The organism is Aminobacter sp. P4_D5 (assembly GCF_056401815.1).
The window spans coordinates 1-21,910 of record NZ_JBFUIP010000091.1 but is presented as its reverse complement, the minus strand read 5'-3'; the positions used below and the strand labels follow the sequence as shown (position 1 = coordinate 21,910).

Here is a 21,910-nt window from a genome sequence, read left to right as displayed (position 1 = left end):
GTGCGCACCGGGGTCCCGTGGAAGATCGCGAGATAATGATACGGGAGGTTTTGCAGGGCGTGGAGAAATGCGCGTGGCTATCCACGGTGGTTGCTGACAGTTGGTGACAGTTGAGGGTGCCTTATGAGGCAAATCCCATAGGTCGTGTTCCTTCGCACCCCCCTCTGGCCTGCCGGCCATCTCCCCCACAAGGAGGGAGATCACGCCTTCATCGGTGCCGCGTCTAGTCGCCAACATCGCAAGGTTTAGCCCTACGATGGTGGCGGATGAGCGCCGCCGGCGACGAGACTAATCTCCCTCCTTGTGGGGGAGATGGCCGGCAGGCCAGAGGGGGTGCGAAGGATCGAGACCGGCAAAATTAAGATTCAGGAGCGCTAAGGCGCTCCAAAAAATCTCCAATCGTAGAAAACCTCTCCACGTCCGACCTCAAGCCCTCACCACCACACTCCGCCGCGCGTGACACGGATGCGCGGGCGGCCACCATCGGGCGGGTTGAGCGGTGCGTCGCTGGCTGGTCGGGTGTCGTCGGCGAAATCGGTGTTGGCGGCGGTGATGTAGGCGCGCGCGCCGTGCGGCAGATAAGTGCCGGGATGGGCGCGAATCTTGGGGATCATCGAGGGGCGTGGGGCGGGCGGAACGGTGCCGCGGGGCACAAGCTCGTCTGATATCTCGGTGCTCCTGAGCGCCTTGAGCCGGGCGATGCGCGTTGCCGTCAGAGGATGGCTGCGCAGCACGGAGGGGTCGGGAATGCGGCCGCTCGGCAAAAGGATGTTTTCCCACAAGCGGCCTTGGGCGCGCTCGAGCTTGGTCAGGGCTGAAGCGAGCCCGTCAGGGTCGCCGGTCAAGGCCGCAGCCCCCAGATCGGCATCGAATTCGCGGGTGCGCGACAAGGCCATCTGCAACAGCCCGCCGACCGTGGGCGCGGCAAGCAGCACCAGAATAGCCAGCCAGGGCACCTGGGGGCGGAAACCGCCTGCCACGCCGAAGAGATTGAAGAACAGCGAAAACAGGCCGACCGTCGACATGAACGAGGTGAAGCGCGACACCATGTCGGCGAAAGCCATGACCTTCACGTCTTCATGGGCGATGTGGCTGATTTCGTGCGCCAGAACACCCGCCAGCTCACGCGGCGTGAGCGTGCGGGCCAGCGCGTCGGTGACGGCGATGGCGGCATCGTCGCGGCGGCCGACCGCAAAGGCGTTCATCATCTTGGAGGGGATGACATAGAGCTTCGGGATCGCCGGCAACTCGGCGCGGCGGGCGAGCTCCTCGACGATGCGGAAGCCAGCGGGGAAATCGGCAGGCGCCACCTGCTGTGCCTTGTACATGGACAGCACCATTTGCGGGCTGACGCGCCGCACCGCCCACATCGACAGCACGCCGAAGACCAGCGCATACAGGATGCCGGTGCTGCCGGCGAAAGCCCAGGCGGTGACGGCGAGCAAAAGCAGGCTGCCGGCTCCGAGGAGCCAGGTTTGCAGCGAATTGAGCACGCGATTGCGCCGGTGCGAGAGCAGGTTGATGGAATGTGGCTCGCTCATACATGGTATATGAGCTTGCCACAGGCTTTTGCCGAGTCCCGCGCGAAGGAAAGTTGCAGAACGCTTGCGCTGCCAGAAGCCTGTTCTTATATACGCCGCAACACCGCTTCGGCCCGGAAAACCGGTGTCCGGAGCGGAATTTCTTGTGAACAGGGGCTTTCGTTGGAACGCCTTTATGGGTCCAGACAGCCTGCTTAGCGGAGAGAAGATATAAAAATGGCAAAAGTTATCGGTATCGACCTGGGAACGACCAATTCCTGCGTCGCCGTCATGGACGGCAAGGACGCGAAAGTCATCGAGAATGCGGAAGGTGCGCGCACGACCCCTTCCATCGTCGCCTTCAGTGGTGACGGCGAGCGTCTCGTCGGCCAGCCGGCCAAGCGCCAGGCGGTCACCAATCCTGAAAACACGGTTTTTGCGGTCAAGCGCCTGATCGGCCGCCGCTATGACGATCCGGTCACCGCGAAGGACAAGAAGCTTGTCCCCTACGAGATCGTCAATGGCGACAATGGCGACGCCTGGGTTGAGGCTGGCGGCAAGAAGCAGTCGCCCAGCCAGATCTCGGCGATGATCCTTCAGAAGATGAAGGAAACGGCGGAAGCCTATCTCGGCGAGAAGGTCGAAAAGGCCGTCATCACCGTTCCGGCTTACTTCAACGACGCCCAGCGCCAGGCGACCAAGGACGCCGGCCGCATCGCCGGCCTCGAAGTGCTGCGCATCATCAACGAGCCGACCGCAGCAGCCCTTGCCTATGGCCTCGACAAGACCGAAGGCAAGACCATTGCCGTCTATGACCTTGGCGGCGGTACCTTCGATATTTCCGTGCTCGAAATCGGCGACGGCGTGTTCGAGGTGAAGTCGACCAACGGCGACACCTTCCTGGGCGGCGAAGACTTCGACATGCGCCTCGTCGAGTATCTGGCGGCCGAGTTCAAGAAGGAACAGGGCATCGACCTGAAGAACGACAAGCTTGCCCTGCAGCGCCTCAAGGAAGCTGCCGAAAAGGCCAAGATCGAGCTGTCGTCCACCACGCAGACCGAAATCAACCTGCCCTTCATCACCGCCGATGCCACGGGTCCCAAGCACCTGACGCTGAAGCTTTCGCGCGCCAAGTTCGAGCAGCTGGTCGACGACCTCGTCCAGCGCACGATCGAGCCGTGCAAGGCAGCGCTCAAGGATGCCGGCCTCAAGGCGGGCGAGATCGACGAAGTGGTTCTTGTCGGCGGCATGACCCGCATGCCCAAGATCCAGGAGATCGTGAAGCAGTTCTTCGGCAAGGAGCCGCACAAGGGCGTCAACCCCGATGAGGTGGTTGCACTTGGTGCCGCGATCCAGGCCGGCGTGCTGCAGGGCGACGTCAAGGACGTGCTGCTGCTCGACGTGACCCCGCTGTCGCTGGGCATCGAGACGCTGGGCGGCGTGTTCACCCGCCTGATCGAGCGCAACACCACGATCCCGACCAAGAAGAGCCAGGTCTTCTCGACGGCTGAGGATTCCCAGTCGGCGGTGACCATCCGCGTCTTCCAGGGCGAGCGCGAAATGGCGCAGGACAACAAGATGCTCGGCCAGTTCGATCTTGTCGGCATTCCGCCGGCACCGCGCGGCGTGCCGCAGATCGAAGTGACCTTCGACATCGACGCCAACGGCATCGTCAACGTCTCGGCCAAGGACAAGGGCACCGGCAAGGAGCACCAGATCCGCATCCAGGCATCTGGCGGCCTGTCGGACGCCGACATCGACAAGATGGTCAAGGACGCCGAGGTGAATGCTGACGCCGACAAGAAGCGTCGTGCGCTGGTCGAGGCGCGCAACCAGGCCGAGAGCCTGCTGAACAGCAGCGAAAAGTCGCTCAAGGAGTATGGCGACAAGGTCACCGAGGCCGACCGCACCGCGATTTCTGACGCGATCGCGGCACTCAGGACCGCCACCGAGAACGACGACGTCGAGGCGATCAACGCAAAGTCGCAGACGCTTGCCGAAGCTTCGATGAAGCTTGGCCAGGCGATGTACGAGGCTTCGCAGCAGGAAGCGGCTGAATCCGACGCTGCTGCCGATGCGGCCAAGGACAGCGATGTGGTCGACGCCGATTTCGAAGAAATCGACGACAACGACGACAAGACCAAGAAGAAGTCGGCTTAAGTGCCCATTTCGCGGCTCTGACAAGAAAGCCCGGCGGTTTGGCCGGGCTTTTTTGCAACCCGAACCGAAAAAATGCGGCGAAGGCCGCGCCAACTCTGGCATCGCGGCTTCCGGCTCACTAAATCGGAAGCCTGTCGTCAGACAAGAACCGGCCAAGCAATGCCACACACGACATTGAGCATCCGGGCAGCGGGAAGACATGAAAGCTGATTTCTACGAGACGCTGGGCGTTCAAAAGGGCGCTGACGAGAAGGAGCTGAAGTCGGCCTTCCGCAAGCTTGCCATGCAGTTCCATCCCGACCGCAATCCGGGCGACGATGCGTGCGAGCACAAGTTCAAGGAAATCAACGAAGCCTACGAAACGCTGAAGGACCCCCAGAAGCGCGCCGCCTATGACCGCTTCGGCCATGCTGCCTTCGAAAATGGCGGCATGGGCAATGGCGGCGGCCAGGGCTTTGGCGCCGGCGGATTCGCCGACATCTTCGAGGACATCTTCGGCGACATGATGGGCGGCGGCCGTCGCCGCTCGTCGGGCGGGCGCGAGCGCGGTGCCGACCTGCGCTACAACATGGAAATCACGCTGGAAGAGGCGTTTGCCGGCAAGACCGCGCAAATTCGCGTACCGAGCTCGATACTGTGCACCGAATGCGCCGGTTCCGGCGCCAAGGCCGGCACCCAGCCGGTGACCTGCTCGATGTGCCAGGGCCACGGCAAGGTACGCGCGAGCCAAGGATTCTTCTCCATCGAACGCACCTGCCCGCAGTGCCAGGGCCGCGGCCAGACGATCAAGGACCCGTGCGGCAAGTGCGCCGGACAGGGCCGCGTCACCGAAGAGCGTTCGCTGTCGGTCAACATTCCCTCGGGCATCGAAGACGGCACCCGCATCCGCCTTGCCAATGAAGGTGAAGCCGGCATGCGCGGCGGCCCCTCGGGCGACCTCTACATCTTCTTGTCGGTCAAGCCGCACGAATTTTTCCAGCGCGACGGCGCCGACCTCTATTGCAAGGTGCCGATCTCGATGACCACGGCAGCCCTTGGCGGCTCGTTCGAGGTCGCGACGCTCGACGGTACCCAGACACGCGTGAAGGTGCCTGAAGGCACCCAGAACGGGCGCCAGTTCCGGCTCAAGGGCAAGGGCATGCCGATCCTGCGCCAGCCGCAGGTCGGCGACCTCTATATCCAGACCGCGGTCGAGACACCGCAGAGCCTGACCCGACGCCAGCGCGAGCTGCTCGAAGAGTTCGAAAAGCTGTCTTCGACCGAGAATTCGCCGCAATCGAGTGGCTTCTTCTCGCGCATGAAGGACTTTTTCGAGTCCTTCGGGGACAAGTGAAAATTGTTTCTGCCGTAACGGAAATTGAGCCAGCTTTCCGCTTGCGCTGGGCCACTTTGCTGTTATTTCTCGCGCTGCAGCGGTGAGGAGATCGAAGCGATGCCACGCGGTTCTGGATTGCGCAAAACCCTTGCGGCCAAGTTCGACGACGAACTGAAGTTCTTCAAGGGCTGGATCGACAAGCCGAAGGCAGTAGGGTCGATCGTGCCGACGAGCTCGGTCACCGCCAAACGCATGGCTTCGGTCGTCAACCCGCATTCGGGGCTGCCGGTTTTGGAAGTCGGTCCCGGTACCGGTGTCATCACCAAGGCGATCCTGGCCCACGGCGTGAAGCCCGAAGACCTCTACACGGTTGAATATTCGGCCGATTTCGTCCAGCACCTGCGCAGGCTCTATCCGCGCGTCAATGTCATTGAGGGCGACGCCTTCGACCTCGACAAGACGCTCGGCGACAAGAGAGAGCTGATTTTCGATTCCGTGGTTTCCGGCGTGCCGCTGCTCAACTTCCCGGTCGCGAGCCGCGTCGCCTATCTCGAAGGTCTGCTCAAGCGCATCCCCGCAGGCCGGCCTGTGGTCCAGCTTACCTACGGGCCTAAATCGCCGATCCCGCCGGGGCTCGGCAACTACACTGTCGAGCATTTCGACTTCATCATCCGCAATATCCCCCCGACGCAGCTTTGGGTCTATCGCCGCGCAAAGCACTGACCGGCCTGCTTGATTTGAAGGGCTGATCGCTCCTATACCCGTCGCCATGATGTTGAGCGCGCGCCAGTTGGGCGTGCGACAGGATGACGGGCGGCCTTGCTGTCGAGGAGGCACTAATCATGACAATCGAAGCGATGCGCGACCGGCTGATCGTCGGGCTCGACCTGCCGACCGTCAAGGAGGCGGAAAAGGCGGTGCGCGACCTCGAAGGTACCGCCAATTTCTACAAGATCGGCTACCAGCTGGCCTTTGCCGGCGGGCTCGATTTCGCGCGCGAGCTGGCGAGCGGGGGCACCAAGGTGTTCCTCGACATGAAGCTGCTCGACATCGACAACACGGTGGCCAAGGGCGTCGAAAACATCGTCAAGATGGGCATGACCATGCTGACGCTGCATGCCTACCCCAAGGCGATGAAGGCGGCGGTGGAAGCAGCCAAGGGCAGCGAGCTGTGTTTGCTTGCAGTGACCGTGCTGACCTCGATGGACGAGCAGGACATGATCGATGCCGGCTACGAGTATGACCCGCATACGCTGGTGCTGCGCCGCGCCGAACAGGCGCTCAACGCCGGCATGGGCGGCATCGTCTGCTCGGCCAGCGAAGCCCAGGCTGTGCGCCGCATCGTCGGCCCCGATATGGCCGTGGTGACGCCGGGCATCCGCCCCGCGGGCTCCGACCGTGGCGACCAAAAGCGCGTCGTGACGCCCGCGGATGCCATCCGCAACGGCTCGAGCCATCTCGTCGTCGCCCGCCCGATCGTCGGCGCTGTTGACAGGCGGGCTGCCGCACAGGCTATCCTGCAAGAGATGGCTTCGGCCTGAAGCACGGCGTCGGGGAGAAAATCATGACCAAGGGATATTGGATCGCACGCGTCGATATACGCGACCCCGAGGGCTACAAGGGTTATGTCGCCGCCGCAAAGCCGGCCTTTGAACGCTTCGGCGCCAAGTTCATCGCCCGTGGCGGCGCCCATGAGGCAGTCGAGGGGCCAGGCCGCGCCCGCAACGTCATCATCGAGTTCGCCTCGATGGAAGACGCGCGCAACTGCTACTTCTCGCCGGAATATCAGCACGCCAAGTCGATCCGCCAGCAATTCGCCGATGGCGAGATCATGCTGGTCGAAGGCGCCTGATCCCATCAGACCGCCTGACTTGCCAATCCTCCAGGGCCTTGCTGGCCCCGGAGGGCTTTGCTGCGCGTGGAAAACTGATTCGCCGAAATGTTGCGACGCACAACGTCAAGGGCTGCCGATGCTGAGCCGGCGGCGCCGTTGGAAACGGTTTTTCAACAGCTTGGACTAAAGAATGACCCTATTTCACGCCAAGTGAGATATTGCATCGCAGCAGATGTTTGTTACCTTCGCTGCATTGCATGACGGGCCTCCGGCCGGCTCGCCTCCCCGCATGGCCGTATGAGGACATCATGTTTTACCAGCTTTATGAATCGACCCACGCGGCGTTGCAGCCGGCGCGCGCTTATGCCGATGCGGTCAAACTGTTTTATTCCAACCCGCTGAACCCGTTTTCGCACATGCCGCTGGGCCGCTCGGTAGCGGCGATGGCCGAGCTGTTCGAGCGCACCACGCGCCGCTATGGCAAGCCGCAATTCGGCCTCGACAAGACTGTGGTCAACTTCCAGCCGGTGGCGGTGACCGAGAAGGTCGCCTGGTCGCGGCCGTTCTGCAACCTGATCCGCTTCGAACTCGCGCTGCCGGAAGGGCGCCGCCCCGATCCCAAGCTTTTGATCGTGGCGCCGATGTCGGGCCACTATGCGACGCTGCTGCGCGGCACTGTCGAGGCGATGCTGCCGCATGCCGACGTTTACATCACAGACTGGGCCGATGCGCGCATGGTGCCGGTGACCGAAGGCAAGTTCGATCTCGACGACTACATCGACTATGTCATCGACATGTTCCATGCGCTCGGGCCGGACACCCATGTCATGGCGGTGTGCCAGCCTTCGGTGCCGGTGCTGGCGGCAATCGCGGTGATGGAAGCGCGCGGCGACCGCTTTGCGCCCTCGACCATGACGCTGATGGGCGGACCTATCGACACGCGCCGCAACCCAACCGCCGTCAACGAGATGGCCGAGCAAAAAACCATCGAGTGGTTCCGCGACAACGTCATCATGCAGGTGCCGTGGCCTGCGCCCGGCTTCGCCCGCGACGTCTATCCGGGCTTCCTGCAGCTATCGGGCTTCATGAGCATGAACCTCGACCGCCATATCATCGCCCACAAGGATTTCTTCATGCAGCTGGTGAAGAACGATGGCGACGGTGCGGAGAAGCACCGCGACTTCTATGACGAATATCTGGCGGTGATGGACCTGACCGCCGAGTTCTACCTGCAGACGGTCGACACGGTGTTCGTGCGCCACTCCCTGCCCAAGGGCGAGATGACCCATCGCGGTGAGCTGGTCGACACATCGGCGATCCGCAACGTGGCGCTGTTCACCGTCGAGGGTGAAAACGACGATATTTCGGGCCTCGGCCAGACACAGGCCGCGCATGATTTGTGCGTCAACATCCCTCACGACATGAAGGCGCACTACATGCAGCCGGCGGTGGGCCACTACGGCGTGTTCAACGGCTCACGCTTTCGCGCCGAGATCGTGCCGCGCATTGTCGACTTCATGACGAGTTATGGTGCCACCGCGCGCAAGGCGACAAAGCCACAGCTGGTGCGCAAGGCCTGACCACTCCGGCTTCGGCCCGGCTTCGGCATTGATCTTGTCCACAGGAGGCCCGGCGCACAACGCCGGGCTTTTGCCGTTCTGTTGCACAATTATCGCTTGGCGGCAGCGGCGGTAACCATGTCTGCAATCTGTCGCGAGCTTTGATTGACTCAGCACGCCCTACGACCTTAACGTTTTGTTAACGATGTAAAGGGGCGAGCGGGGCAGATGATTTCCGCAACAGGCGTACGGTGCGCGGCGGGGCGTACTGGTTTGTTTTTTGGGTTGGTGGCGGGCTTGGTCTTGTCCGCGGGCACGGCCATGGCGTCTCAGCCGATGGTCACCGGCGGGCTTACCTCGCAGCCGATCGGCCACTATGAATTCTGTCGCCTCAACCTGGCCGAATGCTCGATCAAGCAGCGCGATACCGGTCCCGTGCAGATGACAGGCGCGCTTTGGCGCAAGCTGGTTGCCATCAATGTCGCTGTCAACGCGGCCATCAAGCCTATGAACGACATCGACATCTATGGCCGCGAAGAGGTCTGGGCCTATCCCGACAACGGGGTCGGCGATTGCGAAGACTATGTGCTGGAAAAGCGCCGCAGCTTGAGCCGCGAAGGCGTGTCGCTGTCCAACCTGCTGATCACCGTGGTGCGCAAGCCCGATGGCGAGGGCCACGCCGTGCTGACGGTGCGGACTTCCAAGGGCGACTTCATTCTCGACAATCTGACCGACGCCGTGCGCCAATGGGACGAGACCGGCTACAGCTACCTCAAGCGCCAGTCGACGGAAAACACGGGCCGCTGGGTGACCATCCGCGAAGGCCAGCCCACGCTGGTCGGCTCGGTCAAGTAAGACCTATCCGGATCCGGCCATGCCTCGCCGCTCGTCGGCGGGCGGCGAAGCAGGCGCCATGCCGCAGCGTGGATATTTTGCGCACGCCCTGCCCCACGGCCAACGGATTGCCGCGAAGCCATGGCCACACGAAGCGTAAGGTTGTGCCGGTTACACCCAACTGGCAGGGCTGCCATCAGCTCCTCACATCGTAGATCGTCGCCTGCCGTCCTCCTCAACGCGGCAAATCTTGCGCACAGGCGCCCTCACCTACGCCGCCTGCGCCATGCGCTCCGAGGCAATGCGGTAAGAAATCGCCTCGGCAAGATGGATGCGGCCGACAGTCTCGCTGCCTTCGAGGTCAGCAAGCGTGCGCGCCACCTTGAGCACACGATGATAGGCGCGGGCGGAAAAGCCGAGCTTTTCACTGGCGTCCTTGAGTAGCGACAGCCCCGCAGCATCGGGTGTCGCGATGTCTTCGATCAGGCCGGCGGCGCATTGTGCGTTGGTAGTGGCGTTGGTCACACCGTGACGTTCGAGACGCTCGCGCTGGATCGTGCGCGCGCGGGCGACACGCGCCGCGACGTCGACACTTGCTTCCGACTTGCCGGTGCGGATCAGGTCGGAGGCAGAGACTGCCGGCACTTCGATGCGCAGATCGATGCGGTCGAGCAGCGGGCCGGAGATGCGCGCCTGGTAGTCGCTCTGGCAGCGCGTGCCGCGCAGGCAGCGATAGCCGGGCTCGCCGGCCATGCCACAGCGGCACGGGTTCATCGCCGCAACCAGCTGGATTCTTGCCGGATAGGTGATGCGGTGATTGACACGCGCGATCATGCATTCACCGGTTTCGAGCGGCTGGCGCAGGGAATCGAGCACCTGTGGGGTAAATTCCGGAAGCTCGTCGAGAAACAGCACTCCGTGATGGGCGAGCGACACCTCGCCGGGCCGGGCTCTCAAGCCGCCGCCGACCATCGCAGCCATGGAGGCCGAATGATGCGGCGCCCGGAACGGCCGCCGGTCCGTGAGCTTGCCCTCGGCCAGTTCGCCGGCGACCGAGGCGATCATCGAGACTTCGAGCAGTTCCTTGGGCGATAGCGGCGGCAGGATCGACGGCAGCCGTGCCGTCAGCATCGATTTGCCGGCACCAGGCGGACCGACCATCATCAGGTTGTGCCCGCCGGCCGCAGCCACTTCAAGCGCGCGCTTGGCGCTTTCCTGGCCCTTGATGTCGGCGAGGTCTGGCAGGTCGCGCGGCGCGGCGCGAATGCCAGGCTCCGGCCGCGACAGGACCTGCGTGCCGCGAAAGTGGTTGGCAATGGCAATCAAGCTGCGCGGCGCCAGGATGTCGATGTCTGCACCCGCCCAGGCGGCCTCAGGCCCGCTGGCCGCAGGGCAGATCAGCCCCTTGCCCTCCGCATTCGCCCCGATTGCCGCCGGTAGAGCACCTGAAACCGCCGATATGGTGCCGTCTAGGGAGAGTTCGCCGAGCACGACATAGGCGGCGAGCGCATCGCCAGGAACCGCACCGAGTGCAGCCATCAGGCCAAGCGCGATGGGCAGGTCGTAGTGGCTGCCCTCCTTGGGCAGGTCGGCGGGCGCGAGATTGACGGTGACCTTCTTGGCGGGCATCGACAGGCCCGAGGCGTGGAGCGCCGCCTGCACCCGCTCGCGGCTTTCGGCGACTGCCTTGTCGGGCAGGCCGACGATATGCATGCCGACCTTGCCAGGCGCCACCATCACCTGCACGTCGACGGGAACCGCCTCGATGCCCTGGAACGCGACCGTGCGCACGCGCGAAACCATGCTGCCCCTCCGCTCCGACGCCACCTATCCGTTGGCAGGCGCTACGCCTCACCCGCGCATTCAGGTCGTGGACGACCCAATACAAGACAAGCATAGATTGCAGGACGGCGCAAGAACAATTAGGGAACAAGCCCGCATGGCGATGAAGGCACGCTTCATTAACCTTGCTTCGCATTGCCAGCGTCCCAACGGCACCGGATAGAGAGTCTTAAGTGCTGGCGCGCTAATGTAGGACGCATCATCAGGAAAGGCGGTTGAGCTTCATCATGCAGCGGGGGGTGTTCAAGCAAAAGATCGGGCGGTTGGGCGCTCGCCGGCGGCGTGACACAGTCAAGATCGCTGAACTCAATGCCCAGTTGGCGGAGCAGGCAGCGCTCATCAGCGCCCAAGCCGCTTCGCTTACCCATAGCCAAAAAATCTTCGACAGGTCCTCGGCTGCAGCGAGGATCGGCGTTTGGCAATGCAACCTTGCCGATCAGTCCCTTCACTGGACCGATGTCGTCTACGACATCTTCGATCTGCCGCGCGGGTCGGCGATCGACCGCCGGCACACGCTTCAGTGCTATACTGCCGATTCCGTCGCGGAGTTGCACGCGCGCCGCAGCAAGGCGATCGCCGAGCGCACCGGCTTCAGCCTGGATGCGGAGATCGTCACGGTGAAGGGAAATCGCCGCTGGATACGGATCACCGCCACAGTCGAATGCGAGAATGACGTGGCGGTCCGCATCTTCGGGATGAAGCAGGACATCACCGAAGAGAAGATTCTCGGCGACCAGACGCGTTATCTCGCCGAATTCGATGTCATGACCGGTCTTGCCAACCGAAGTCAGTTCCAGTCGAGGCTGTCTGGGCTGACCGCGCAACAAACCGACTGCCCTGCCCCGTCAGCGTTGTTGCTGGTCGATCTCGATGGGTTCAAACAGGTCAATGACGGTTTCGGCCACGCCGTCGGCGACGAGTGCCTCAAGCAGGTGGCCCGGCGCCTCGACGAGGCCTGCGCCGGAATGGAGCTTGTTGCCCGGATCGGCGGCGATGAGTTCGCCGTGCTGACAAGCGCAAATCTCGATCTGGCGTCCATCTCGGAGCTTGCCCGCAAGATCATCCATAAGCTTGGTCAGCCGGTCGACCATCAAGGCAACAGCCTGAAGCTCGGCGCTTCGGTCGGCATCGCCCTGATCGAGGGCGCTACGCTGCCGGAACTGCTGGTGAGCGCCGACACCGCGCTTTACGCCGCCAAGGCGGCAGGGCGAAACACGTTCCGGATTTTCAAGGCAAGCGACGCGGCAGGCATGCAAAATCATCGGGCGGCATGAGGTGGCCGCGCCGCGCGCTGCTGCCCGTGGGTTCGCGGCAACGCCGTTGCGCTCTACTTCTGCGTCCAGAGCCTTGTCGTAGGCATCGTCGGCACGCTGGCGGTGGTGTGCTCGACGGCGCCACGGCGTGGCCGTTGGTCGCCTACCGGACAGTCATCCCCGGCGTGACGCTGGAGCGCGCTACGGCTGCTGCAGATGCGGCAGTCCGCGGCGGCACTTTCGGCTGCCCGCCGGGCTATGAACGGGCTAAACCCAAGTGGCCGGCCTGGTAATTGATACCTCGTTCGGAAGGTTGATTGTCGCCGGAAATTGGGAGTGCGCCAAATGACCAGGGCGAATCCGCAAATAGAAAGAAGCAACGTTCATCAGGCTTTGGTTCGGGTATCGCACAGGCACTAAAAGGCCCACGCGCTTACCCGCTTCCTGTACGGCAATCCGGATTGGCTCTACGAGATCGGAATCGTTTGTTATCACAACCGCCACATCGAAGGCGTCGATGAATGCGTCTCGCACCAAATGTGAACCAAGGTTCACATCGCTGCCCTTTTCTTCACTCTTGACCACTTTCACCACCGCTGGTAGCGGCATTGTCCAGTTGTAACCATTTGGCTTCGACTGAGGAGGAAGGGCGAGAGGCATCCATGGCTCTGTGATCATAAAGCTGCCTTCATGCACGGCTATCTCGGGAACTGTCGCGAGCGCATTCAAATAAGTTGCTTGCCGTGCAGGAGCTTGCGGGTCATGGGCGCGGGCTGAAACCCTCGCAATATAGTAGTTCACTCGGGTTATGACATGCCCTGGCTGCAGGACGTTTGCCGCGAGCAGAAGCGGGTTCACCCACTTCATTGAAGGGCGATCTTTCAACATTCGATAATACAGGTTGAAACCGTCGATATAGACGATGGTGCGCATCAATCACCCCTACCCTTAAAAAAGCAAAGGCCGCCAAGGAGTTCCCTCCTCTACGGCCTTTGAGCCCACAGCAAGCTGTGGGTGGGTGATGGCATATATATAGACATTGACGGCCAAAAGTCAACGTGATACCGCCGAACGAGCGGTATCACGAAGCACTGATTCTACTCCAAATCTGAAAAAATTATATTGAGGCCTTCTTAGGACTATCGTCCTTTTGTGGAGGCTGATTCGCAGTTTTCTTCAGCACACAGCCAAAAACTTCCTGGAACTGGTCTGTTTCCAGTTCGTACACTGCTTCGCGGCCCTAGGCGTGGCGCGAATTGATCAGGCCCGCTTCGCCTCCACCGCGTCCCAGAACAGGGCGGCGATATCGGCACCGCCGAACTTCTTGACCTCGCGGATGCCGGTCGGCGAGGTCACGTTGATCTCGGTCATGTAGTCGCCGATGACGTCGATGCCGACGAGGATGAAGCCGCGTTCGCGCAAAGACGGGCCGATGCGGGCGCAGATCTCGCGCTCGCGTTCGGTCAGCTCGGTTTTTTCAGCACGGCCACCGGCGTGCATGTTGGAGCGGGCATCGTGCTCGGCGGGCACACGGTTGATCGCCCCGACCGGCTCGCCGTCGATCAGGATGATGCGCTTGTCGCCCTTGCGCACGTCCTTGAGATAGCGCTGGACGATGTAGGGCTCACGGAACATCTGGCCGAACATTTCGAGCAGAGAGGAGAGATTGCGGTCGGCTTCGTGGAGATGGAAGATGCCCGCACCGCCATTGCCGTAGAGCGGCTTGACGATGATGTCGCCGAACTCCTTGCGGAAGGCAGCGACCTCTTGCGGATCCTTGGTGATCAGCGTTTCCGGCATCAGGTCGCCGAATTCGGTGACGAAGATCTTTTCGGGGCTGTTGCGCACCCAGGCAGGGTCGTTGACGACCAGCGTCTTGGGGTGGATGCGCTCGAGGATATGGGTGGTGGTGATGTAGTTCATGTCGAAGGGCGGGTCCTGGCGCAGCAGGATCACGTCCATCTCGGAGAGGTCGGTGCGCACCGGCTCGCCCAGCGTGAAGTGATCGCCCTTGATGTCGCGCACTTCGAGCTTTTCGACGCGGGCGAAGACCTTGCCGTCGCGCAGCGACAGCCGGTCGGGGGTGTAGTGATATAGCTCGTGGCCGCGCCGCTGTGCCTCCAGCGACAGCGCAAACGACGTGTCGCCGGCGATCGAGATGGTTTCGATGTGGTCCATTTGGACGGCGATCTTGAGCGGCATGGAGGTCTCCGGCGCGGCTGGCAGGTGGCAATCGCACGCCGCCGGTTGCCCGGCCACGCGCTGGTGTGACGAGGATGTAGCAATTTGGCGGCCGTATGCAATGGCGGGGCAGCGTTGTGGCGCTGAGATGAGGCCCGAAATGACACCGAAATCACCGATTGGCGCGGCAAAACCCGCCACCTGTGAAACCGGTTTCGACGCGATGTCGAAATCCGGACGGACAGGCAAATTGAATACAATTCCTAAACGCTTTGCTGGCAGGGTCCTGCAACGATTCAAACTTGAGCAGAACAGAGACCAAGCATGTCATTCGGCGTCAGCCATTCGGACCGGGACACGTCGGATCTGGCCTTCACCGACGCCTTGACCGGGCTCGGAAACCAGCGCCGCTTCTTCGACAAGGTCGAGCGGCTGATCGGCGACCGCGCCGAGGACCCTGCCCCGTTCACCGTCGGCATTCTCGATCTCGACGGCTTCAAGCCGATCAACGACCTATTTGGCCATCGCGCCGGCGACGATATCCTGATCCAGGTCGCAATGCGCCTGCAGGCTGCTTGCGAGGGCCATTCGGCCGTGGCGCGCATCGGCGCCGACGAATTCGCCTTCCTCTATCCTCTGGTATTCTCAGAGGATGCCGCCGCCGAAAAGGCGCGCATGCTGATCGAAATCCTGTCGGCACCCTACGATGTCGGCGAGCGCACGGCGCGCCTGTCGGCCTCTGTCGGCTGCTCCCTGTTTTATTCCGCCGACGACAACACCGAAACCCTGGTGCGCAAGGCCGAGACCGCGCTCTACCACGCCAAGCGCTCCGGCCGGGGTCGGGTTGTCGTTTACACCCGCGAGATGGAAGAAGCGGCCAAACGCGTCACCCGCATCGAGCAGGCGCTGCGCCGCGCCGTTGCCGCCGGCGAGGTCGCCCCGCATTTCCAGCCGATCGTCGACCTCAACACCCGCCGGACCATCGGTTTCGAAGCACTTGCCCGCTGGACCGACCGCGATCTCGGTTCGGTTTCGCCGGCCGTCTTCATCCCGATCGCCGAAGAGCGCGGCATCATCGGCCCGCTATCGCAGCTGGTGCTGCGGAAGGCTGCGGAAGCGGCGCGCAGTTGGCCAAAAGACATGTTCCTGTCGTTCAACCTGTCGCCGTCGCAGCTTGTCGACCAGAATACCGGGTTGCACATTTTGTCGATCCTTGAACGCACCGGTTTTGATCCACGCCGTCTTGAGATCGAGATCACCGAAACCGGCCTGATGACCGATCCCGTCTCGGCGGCGAAGATCGTCGAGGATCTCCGGCGCGTCGGCATTCGCGTGTCGCTCGACGATTTCGGCACCGGCCAGTCGTCGCTGGGGCGCTTGCGCGAGTTCCGTTTCGACAAGCTCAAGATCGACCGCGCATTTGTCGCTTCGATCCTGGAGGATCGGCCGTCGGAGCACATCATCCGCGCCATTCTGGCGATGTGCGAGGGTCTCGGCATGGACGTGGTTGCCGAAGGCATCGAGATGGAGGCACAGGCAGAACGTCTGGTGCAGTTCGGCTGCGCCGGCGGCCAGGGCTATCTGTTCGGCCGTCCGGCCGACGCCGACGCGACGCTCGGCTATCTCCGCGAATCCCATCGCGGCGCAGCCTACGCCCGGGCGATCTGAGCGCGCCTTGCCGGCGTAAGATCAGCCGCCGGCAATATGCAAAATCAGGTTCCCCTTTGTCGCGCCGCGATCTAAAAAAGTGGCGCTCCGCCTGGTCGGACAACAAGCGTGATTGTGGGAATGGATCATGATGCCATCGGCGCGATTTCCTGACCTTGAAGGCCGATCGGTGCTCATCACCGGCGGCGGCTCCGGCATCGGCGCCGCGCTGACCGAAGGCTTTGCTCTCCAAGGCGCCAAGGTTGCCTTCGTCGACATCGCGGAAAAGCCGAGCCGGGAGCTTTGCGACCGTGTTGAACTGGCGACCGGCAACAGACCTCTGTTCCTGCGCGCCGACCTGCGCGACATCGATGAATTGCGCAGCGCGGTGGCTGCCGCTGTCGACGCGCACGGGCCGGTGAAGGTGCTGGTCAACAACGCCGCCAATGACGAGCGCCACGAAGTCGCCGACGTCACGCCCGAAAGCTGGGACGCCAACCAGGCGGTAAACATCAGGCCGCATTTCTTCACCATCCAGGCGGTAGCACCTGGTATGGCGGCCGCCGGCGGCGGCTCGATCATCAATTTCACCTCGACCTCCTACATGCTCAACATCGGCACCATGCCGGCCTACACGGCGGCAAAGGCCGCGATCGTCGGACTGACCAAGGGGCTTGCCGGCCGCTATGGCCCTGACAGGATCAGGGTCAATGCGGTGGCGCCGGGCTGGGTGATCACCGAACGCCAGCGCGAGCTGTGGGTCACCGAGACCTCGCTCAACGAACACATCGCCCGGCAGTGCATCCCCGACATGATGCTGCCCGAAGACATGGTCGGCACGGTGCTTTTCCTGGCATCGGACGCTTCGAAAATGCTGACGGCGCAAACGCTGATCGTCGACGGAGGAATTTTGTGAGCGCAACATCCAAGGCGGCGATTGCCGCAGTCGACTGGGGCACGACGCGGCTGCGCGTCTGGCTGCTCGATGCTACGGGCGCGGTGGTCGACGAACGCCGAAGCGACGAGGGCTTGCTCACTGCCCAGCACAAGGGTTTTGCCACAGTGCTCGACCGCCATCTCCAGGAGATGAACGCGCCATCCGGGTTGCCCGCAATCGTCTGCGGCATGGCCGGTGCGCGCCAGGGTTGGTTCGAAGCGCCTTATGTCGATGTGCCGGCCTCGCTTAGCGACATTCTTGGCGCGGCCGTGCCCGTCCCCGGTGTCGGCCGCGACGTCCGCATCGTGCCGGGGCTTGCCCAGCGCAATGCGCGCACGCCCGACGTGATGCGCGGCGAAGAGACCCAGCTTGCCGGCGTCGCCAGTCTGATCGGATCGGGCAGCCACCTCGTTTGCATGCCAGGCACGCATTCGAAATGGGTCATCGCCGAGGCCGGCGCGATTTCGGGCTTCGGCACCTGGCCGACCGGCGAGATGTTTTCGGTGCTGTCTCAGCATTCGATCCTGCGCCACTCGATCGGCGACAAGCCGGCTGCGGTTGCTCCTGACAATCAGGTGTTTCGCGACTGGTGCCAGGAGGCGCTGTTCGACGGCGACATCGGCGCCAAGCTGTTTGGCATCCGTGCCGCGGGGCTGTTGAACGGGCTGAGCCAGGACGATGCGGCGGCGGCACTTTCGGGCATGCTGATCGGTGCCGAGATCGCCTCGGCTGTCAGGCGTTTTGGCCGGCGCGGCGCACCTGTGATTCTCGTCGTGTCGGGATCGCTGGGCAGGCTCTACGCCGAAGCCATGGCCCTCGACGGCATCGCGGTGACGATCGCCGATGCGGATCAAGCCGTGCTGGCAGGCCTGGTGGCGGCGGCACGGCGCAACAAGATGTTATCAGAGGGAGCAGCCCAATGACCATGACAGCGCCCTTCCCCAGACTTGGCCGTGGACTGGTCGCCATCCTGCGCGGACTGAAGCCAGAGGAAGCGCTCGATATCGGCCGCGCGGTCTTCGACGCCGGCATCGAGGCGATCGAGGTGCCGCTCAATTCGCCAGATCCGTTCCGCTCGATCGAGCTGTTGGCCAAGGCGCTGCCGCAGGCGCTGGTCGGCGGCGGCACGGTGGTGTGGGCCAAGGATGTCGACCGGCTCAACGACGCCGGCGGGCGCCTCCTGGTCAGTCCCAACATCGATGCCGAGGTGATGGGCCGCGCAGCCGTGCACAAGATGGTGACGATGCCCGGCGTGTTCACGCCGACCGACGCGTTTCTGGCGCTACGGCTTGGCGCATCGGCGCTGAAGTTTTTCCCGGCAAGCGTGCTCGGCACCGGCGGCATTTCAGCGATCCGCGCGGTGTTGCCGAAGGAGACGCAGGTCGGCGTCGTCGGCGGTGTGTCGGAGGCCGATTTCGCGGCCTATGCCAAGGTCGGCGTGCAGCTGTTTGGCCTCGGCTCCAGCCTCTACAAGCCCGGCATGGCTGCTGCCGATGTCGGCGCACGCGCGCGGGCCGCAGTGGCCGGCTGGGATGCCATCGGCGAGGGAGCGTGAGATGGCTACTGTGATCCTGTCCGACGAAGCTTGCGAACTCGGCGAGGGGCCGACCTACGATCCCGCCACCGACACGCTTTACTGGTTCGACATCCTAGCGAACCGCATGCTGGAAAAGAAGCTGGCGAGTGGCGCAACCAAGGTGCACCTGTTTAGCGAACGGGCAAGCGCTCTCGCCACGATCGACGGCGAACGCCAGCTGCTTTTGACCGAGACCGGCCTGCATATCCGAGATGCCGCGACCGGCAAGCTGAGCCTGCATATGTCGGTCGAGGCACCCAACCCGGCGACGCGTTCCAACGATGCGCGGGTCCATCCGTGCGGCGCCTTGTGGTTCGGCACCATGGGCAAAAAGGCCGAGGCGGGAGCAGGCGCCATCTACTGGTATTTCCGTGGCGAGCTCAGGCTGCTGTTCCCAGCGATCAGCATCCCCAACTCGATCTGCTTCAGCGCCGACGGCAAGACCGCCTATTACAGCGATACGGCGACCAACCTGCTCTATCGCCTGGACTGCGATCCCGACACCGGCCTGCCGCTGGGCGACCCCAAACTGTTTGTCGATCGCCGTGGCGACAGGGGCGGCATCGACGGCTCCGTGGTCGACCGCGACGGCGTGCTGTGGAACGCGAGCTGGGGCGGCGGCCGCCTGGATGCCTATGCACCCGACGGCAGCGTGCTGCGCTCGGTGCCGGTGCCGGCGTCGCAGGCGTCATGCCCAGCCTTCGTCGGTGCCGCCGCCGACCGGCTGGTGGTGACCTCGGCCTGGGAAGGAATGGATCAAGCCGCGCGTAGCGCCGACCCGCATGCCGGCAAGACCTTCCTGCTCGATATCAAGGTCAATGGCCGCCACGAGCCCAACGTTCTCATCTGAGATTTGCCACCAAGGCTGTCGCCCAGGCGATGGCAACAGGTCGGTTTTCCGGCAAGCCCGGCGCTGGCTTGATGCGATTGTCGGGCGATGCCAGCGCTCCCATGCGTCGGCGCGCATGACAGCAGGACAATCGCCCGATGACCGGACAGAGACCGACGCTTATCCTTGTCCATGAACCGGAGAGCGCCTGCCTCGACAGGCTTTTAGCCGATGGTTTTGCCCGCAAGGCGGCGACTGAGATATCATCCTATCTGGCGCAGTCGACCGATCTGGCGCCCGAATTCGGAGCGCTCGCTGAGGCCTGCGCGCGACGCGGCTTTGATTTTCGTGCCGTCGAGCTCGACGACGCGGCAGAGGCCCTCGCGGCCTGCGACCGCAAGACAAGCCTTGTCTGGACGCTGACCGACGGCATCGCCTATTTTCGCGGTGGTGCAGCACCTGCGCTCGCGCGCCTCAATGGGCTCGCCACCATCGGCGCCGACGATTCCTTGTTTGCGCTGTGCCAAGACAAGTTCCGCGCCGGTGCGGTGCTCGCAGCACTCGGCCTGCCGGTGCCACAGGCGGGGCTTGCACGCGGCGGGAAATGGCTGGTCGGACCACCGGTCTCGTCCTCAGGCTATTTCGTCAAGCCGAACCGGCTTGGCGCCAAGATCGGCATATGGGAGGATTCGCGCTGCCGCATGGCAGAAGAAGCACTTGTGCTCGGTCGACGGGTGTTCGACGCCTATCGTGACGACGTCATCGTGCAGCCCTATGTGGCCGGCCACAACGTGCGGGCGAGTTTTCTCGCGGTCGACCCCGATGCCGGGCCGGAAGCGCTGGGCATCGTCTTTGTCGATTCAGGCGGCGATTTCCAGACCATGGCCGACAGCATGGCGCTTTACGGCGATACCGGCGCGGCCGCCAAGGGTGCTGGCCACTATGCCGAGCCGGAATTGGTGAGTGTCGCTTCGGTGCAGCCGGGCGCGGCCGAAAGCATCAGGCAGATCGCGGCGAAGCTGATGACCGGGCTTGGCCTGCGAGACGTCTTTTCGCTCGATTTCCGGGTGGAGACCGACGACACCGTGCATCTCATCGAATTCGAGGTCTGCCCTGGCCTGCCCTGCTTCGATTTCCGCGCCTATTGCCGGGCCGAGTGGCAGCTTGGCCTCGCTGACGCGATGGCCGAGACGGCGGCGCGCCGTCTACTTCGGTAATCTTTTACCGCGTCAGCTCTGGCGTTCCATGCACACGGACGTATGTCCGGACTGGATGAAGCCGATCTGCTGGGCGGCACCCTTGGACAGGTCGAGCACGCGTCCCTTGATGAAAGGGCCACGATCGTTGACACGCACGATGACGCTTTTACCGTTCTTCTGGTTGGTCACCTTGAGCTTGGTGCCGAAGGGAAGCGAACGATGCGCTGCGGTCATGGCCGATGGATTCATGCGCTCGCCCGAAGCTGTCTTCGAGTTCAGCGCGTACCAGGATGCACCGCCGCATTGGGCCGAGGCGGTACCGGTGGAGGCTAGAAACATCATGCTGGCGGCAATGGCGGCCGCCGCGATCGCGGGCTTGGCGTTCTTCATCTTCTGGTTAACACTCCGTTGATTGTACACACGGAGCGGTTTCAACCTAAATGTGGCAGCGAATGGGGCAACCTTCGGGCGGTTCCATGACGAGCGCACACGTTTGGAGTCTCTGGGTAACAGTTTGTCAGAATCAAAGTGCCTGGCGTAAGGAATATTTTCACACTTGCAGGCGTCGAGCGCAGGTGATCGGGAGATCAGTGGAATCTATGCGTACGAAGTAACTGTCGGAAATACTTCCCAAGGTTCGCGGATTCCAAGCTCTGGCAAGGAGTTCTGGGACCTTCAATCGAAGTGGATTGTCGTGATGAGAATCGCAGGCAATATATTCGCCGGGCTCGCTGCAGTGCTCGGCGTCGTCTGGATGTTGCAGGGCGCAGGCTGGCTCGGCGGCAGCTTCATGACCGGGCAGACCAGGTGGTTCTGGATCGGGCTTGCAACCACGCTATGCGGTTGTGCCGGCCTGTTGTGGCTCCATCGCCACCGACGCGGATGAGGGACGGGCTGTCCCTGCTTCGTGAGCAGAGCAGTCCTTCTTCGTCATTGAACTTATTGCGTTTTTTTGAGATAATGCTGCCAGTGCGAAGAACGCCCGACTGAGGAGTTCGACAGGCACGCACACATAGTCCTCACGGGCGCTCGAGCTTAACTCGAACGTATCCGAAGAGGATTTTTATCATGGCAACCCTTGAGAAAATGGCCCCCGCTGGCCTCATGCAACACCGGCGCTGGGAGGACATCGCGTCGATGATCCTCGGCGTCGCGATCATTGCCTCGCCGATGCTGCTCGGCAATGCCGGCATGCCCAAGATGGTGGCGGTCACAGCGCTTGTG

20 protein-coding genes and 1 pseudogene are annotated in these 21,910 nt (G+C 62.9%); 16 read left to right on the top strand and 5 right to left on the bottom strand.

Annotated features, from left to right (window positions below):
• Positions 1-434 precede the first annotated feature (434 nt).
• Positions 435-1,541 carry a zinc metalloprotease HtpX gene (locus AC1DWF_RS19315; RefSeq protein WP_476788215.1) on the bottom strand — a complete coding sequence of 369 codons (1,107 nt, stop codon included), beginning with the start codon at positions 1,539-1,541 and terminating at the stop codon, positions 435-437.
• A gap of 216 nt (positions 1,542-1,757) precedes the next feature.
• On the opposite strand from AC1DWF_RS19315, the gene dnaK reads away from it, so the two are divergent.
• The 7 genes from dnaK (at position 1,758) to AC1DWF_RS19280 (ending at position 9,243) form a co-directional block, all read left to right on the top strand.
• Entirely contained in the window at positions 1,758-3,680 is a 1,923-nt protein-coding gene (gene dnaK / locus AC1DWF_RS19310; RefSeq protein WP_476788214.1) for a molecular chaperone DnaK, read from the top strand.
• Between the two features lie 199 nt (positions 3,681-3,879).
• The gene (dnaJ, locus tag AC1DWF_RS19305) at positions 3,880-5,013 is read left to right on the top strand and encodes a molecular chaperone DnaJ (RefSeq protein ID WP_476782275.1); all 1,134 of its coding nucleotides are present in this window, start codon (positions 3,880-3,882) and stop codon (positions 5,011-5,013) included.
• Between the two features lie 99 nt (positions 5,014-5,112).
• Positions 5,113-5,718 carry a phospholipid N-methyltransferase PmtA gene (pmtA, locus tag AC1DWF_RS19300; RefSeq protein ID WP_476782274.1) on the top strand — a complete coding sequence of 202 codons (606 nt, stop codon included), beginning with the start codon at positions 5,113-5,115 and terminating at the stop codon, positions 5,716-5,718.
• A 119-nt stretch (positions 5,719-5,837) separates the two neighbouring features.
• The gene (gene pyrF / locus AC1DWF_RS19295) at positions 5,838-6,536 is read left to right on the top strand and encodes an orotidine-5'-phosphate decarboxylase (protein ID WP_476782273.1); all 699 of its coding nucleotides are present in this window, start codon (positions 5,838-5,840) and stop codon (positions 6,534-6,536) included.
• Positions 6,537-6,559: 23 nt separating this feature from the next.
• Positions 6,560-6,847 (top strand): DUF1330 domain-containing protein, encoded by a 288-nt coding sequence (locus AC1DWF_RS19290; protein ID WP_476782272.1) that lies wholly within the window; start codon positions 6,560-6,562, stop codon positions 6,845-6,847.
• 290 nt (positions 6,848-7,137) lie between these two features.
• A complete protein-coding gene (locus tag AC1DWF_RS19285) occupies positions 7,138-8,409 on the top strand; it encodes a polyhydroxyalkanoate depolymerase (RefSeq protein ID WP_476788213.1) in 1,272 nt (423 codons plus the stop codon).
• Between the two features lie 207 nt (positions 8,410-8,616).
• Positions 8,617-9,243, top strand: coding sequence for a transglutaminase-like cysteine peptidase (locus AC1DWF_RS19280; protein ID WP_476782270.1), 627 nt, complete (start codon positions 8,617-8,619; stop codon positions 9,241-9,243).
• A gap of 249 nt (positions 9,244-9,492) precedes the next feature.
• On the opposite strand, the gene AC1DWF_RS19275 is transcribed toward AC1DWF_RS19280, so the two are convergent.
• Positions 9,493-11,025: a YifB family Mg chelatase-like AAA ATPase gene (locus AC1DWF_RS19275; RefSeq protein WP_476782269.1), complete on the bottom strand. Its 1,533-nt coding sequence runs from the start codon at positions 11,023-11,025 to the stop codon at positions 9,493-9,495.
• A 254-nt stretch (positions 11,026-11,279) separates the two neighbouring features.
• On the opposite strand from AC1DWF_RS19275, the gene AC1DWF_RS19270 reads away from it, so the two are divergent.
• Positions 11,280-12,338: a diguanylate cyclase domain-containing protein gene (locus AC1DWF_RS19270; protein WP_476782268.1), complete on the top strand. Its 1,059-nt coding sequence runs from the start codon at positions 11,280-11,282 to the stop codon at positions 12,336-12,338.
• A 36-nt stretch (positions 12,339-12,374) separates the two neighbouring features.
• A pseudogene (locus AC1DWF_RS19265) lies at positions 12,375-12,610 on the top strand (hypothetical protein); the annotation flags it as partial.
• Here AC1DWF_RS19265 and AC1DWF_RS19260 read toward each other — a convergent pair.
• Together AC1DWF_RS19260 and gshB are read right to left on the bottom strand one after the other, a co-directional pair.
• Positions 12,585-13,250 (bottom strand): NYN domain-containing protein, encoded by a 666-nt coding sequence (locus AC1DWF_RS19260; RefSeq protein WP_476782267.1) that lies wholly within the window; start codon positions 13,248-13,250, stop codon positions 12,585-12,587. The pseudogene AC1DWF_RS19265 and the gene AC1DWF_RS19260 overlap by 26 nt on opposite strands.
• A gap of 327 nt (positions 13,251-13,577) precedes the next feature.
• Positions 13,578-14,519 carry a glutathione synthase gene (gene gshB, locus AC1DWF_RS19255; RefSeq protein WP_476788212.1) on the bottom strand — a complete coding sequence of 314 codons (942 nt, stop codon included), beginning with the start codon at positions 14,517-14,519 and terminating at the stop codon, positions 13,578-13,580.
• A 303-nt stretch (positions 14,520-14,822) separates the two neighbouring features.
• Here gshB and AC1DWF_RS19250 point away from each other — a divergent pair, with 303 nt between their 5' ends.
• The 6 genes from AC1DWF_RS19250 (at position 14,823) to AC1DWF_RS19225 (ending at position 20,704) form a co-directional block, all read left to right on the top strand.
• The gene (locus tag AC1DWF_RS19250) at positions 14,823-16,166 is read left to right on the top strand and encodes a putative bifunctional diguanylate cyclase/phosphodiesterase (RefSeq protein ID WP_476788211.1); all 1,344 of its coding nucleotides are present in this window, start codon (positions 14,823-14,825) and stop codon (positions 16,164-16,166) included.
• Between the two features lie 127 nt (positions 16,167-16,293).
• On the top strand, positions 16,294-17,061 hold the full coding sequence (locus AC1DWF_RS19245; RefSeq protein WP_476782264.1) for an SDR family NAD(P)-dependent oxidoreductase: 768 nt from the start codon (positions 16,294-16,296) through the stop codon (positions 17,059-17,061).
• Positions 17,058-18,005, top strand: coding sequence for a 2-dehydro-3-deoxygalactonokinase (locus tag AC1DWF_RS19240; protein WP_476782263.1), 948 nt, complete (start codon positions 17,058-17,060; stop codon positions 18,003-18,005). The genes AC1DWF_RS19245 and AC1DWF_RS19240 overlap by 4 nt, the downstream gene beginning before the upstream one ends.
• A complete protein-coding gene (locus tag AC1DWF_RS19235) occupies positions 18,002-18,637 on the top strand; it encodes a 2-dehydro-3-deoxy-6-phosphogalactonate aldolase (protein WP_476782262.1) in 636 nt (211 codons plus the stop codon). Before AC1DWF_RS19240 ends, AC1DWF_RS19235 begins: the two co-directional genes overlap by 4 nt.
• Position 18,638: 1 nt before the next feature.
• The gene (locus AC1DWF_RS19230) at positions 18,639-19,508 is read left to right on the top strand and encodes an SMP-30/gluconolactonase/LRE family protein (RefSeq protein ID WP_476782261.1); all 870 of its coding nucleotides are present in this window, start codon (positions 18,639-18,641) and stop codon (positions 19,506-19,508) included.
• Positions 19,509-19,645: 137 nt separating this feature from the next.
• Positions 19,646-20,704: a D-alanine--D-alanine ligase family protein gene (locus AC1DWF_RS19225; RefSeq protein WP_476788210.1), complete on the top strand. Its 1,059-nt coding sequence runs from the start codon at positions 19,646-19,648 to the stop codon at positions 20,702-20,704.
• A gap of 12 nt (positions 20,705-20,716) precedes the next feature.
• Here AC1DWF_RS19225 and AC1DWF_RS19220 read toward each other — a convergent pair whose 3' ends face one another.
• Positions 20,717-21,076, bottom strand: a complete 360-nt coding sequence (locus AC1DWF_RS19220) for a septal ring lytic transglycosylase RlpA family protein (protein ID WP_476788209.1) — start codon at positions 21,074-21,076, stop codon at positions 20,717-20,719.
• Positions 21,077-21,383: 307 nt separating this feature from the next.
• Here AC1DWF_RS19220 and AC1DWF_RS19215 point away from each other — a divergent pair, with 307 nt between their 5' ends.
• Entirely contained in the window at positions 21,384-21,572 is a 189-nt protein-coding gene (locus AC1DWF_RS19215) for a hypothetical protein (RefSeq protein ID WP_476786247.1), read from the top strand.
• Positions 21,573-21,910: the final 338 nt, after the last annotated feature.

Coding starts and splice junctions, on each gene's coding strand:
- gshB (WP_476788212.1), bottom strand. CDS start 14,519: ATGCCGCTCAAGATCGCCGTCCAAATGGACCACATCGAAACCATCTCG.
- pmtA (WP_476782274.1), top strand. CDS start 5,113: ATGCCACGCGGTTCTGGATTGCGCAAAACCCTTGCGGCCAAGTTCGAC.
- dnaK (WP_476788214.1), top strand. CDS start 1,758: ATGGCAAAAGTTATCGGTATCGACCTGGGAACGACCAATTCCTGCGTC.
- AC1DWF_RS19230 (WP_476782261.1), top strand. CDS start 18,639: ATGGCTACTGTGATCCTGTCCGACGAAGCTTGCGAACTCGGCGAGGGG.
- AC1DWF_RS19315 (WP_476788215.1), bottom strand. CDS start 1,541: ATGAGCGAGCCACATTCCATCAACCTGCTCTCGCACCGGCGCAATCGC.
- AC1DWF_RS19215 (WP_476786247.1), top strand. CDS start 21,384: ATGAGAATCGCAGGCAATATATTCGCCGGGCTCGCTGCAGTGCTCGGC.
- AC1DWF_RS19285 (WP_476788213.1), top strand. CDS start 7,138: ATGTTTTACCAGCTTTATGAATCGACCCACGCGGCGTTGCAGCCGGCG.
- AC1DWF_RS19245 (WP_476782264.1), top strand. CDS start 16,294: ATGATGCCATCGGCGCGATTTCCTGACCTTGAAGGCCGATCGGTGCTC.
- AC1DWF_RS19250 (WP_476788211.1), top strand. CDS start 14,823: ATGTCATTCGGCGTCAGCCATTCGGACCGGGACACGTCGGATCTGGCC.
- AC1DWF_RS19280 (WP_476782270.1), top strand. CDS start 8,617: ATGATTTCCGCAACAGGCGTACGGTGCGCGGCGGGGCGTACTGGTTTG.
- AC1DWF_RS19290 (WP_476782272.1), top strand. CDS start 6,560: ATGACCAAGGGATATTGGATCGCACGCGTCGATATACGCGACCCCGAG.
- AC1DWF_RS19220 (WP_476788209.1), bottom strand. CDS start 21,076: ATGAAGAACGCCAAGCCCGCGATCGCGGCGGCCGCCATTGCCGCCAGC.
- AC1DWF_RS19235 (WP_476782262.1), top strand. CDS start 18,002: ATGACCATGACAGCGCCCTTCCCCAGACTTGGCCGTGGACTGGTCGCC.
- AC1DWF_RS19275 (WP_476782269.1), bottom strand. CDS start 11,025: ATGGTTTCGCGCGTGCGCACGGTCGCGTTCCAGGGCATCGAGGCGGTT.
- AC1DWF_RS19260 (WP_476782267.1), bottom strand. CDS start 13,250: ATGCGCACCATCGTCTATATCGACGGTTTCAACCTGTATTATCGAATG.
- dnaJ (WP_476782275.1), top strand. CDS start 3,880: ATGAAAGCTGATTTCTACGAGACGCTGGGCGTTCAAAAGGGCGCTGAC.
- AC1DWF_RS19225 (WP_476788210.1), top strand. CDS start 19,646: ATGACCGGACAGAGACCGACGCTTATCCTTGTCCATGAACCGGAGAGC.
- pyrF (WP_476782273.1), top strand. CDS start 5,838: ATGACAATCGAAGCGATGCGCGACCGGCTGATCGTCGGGCTCGACCTG.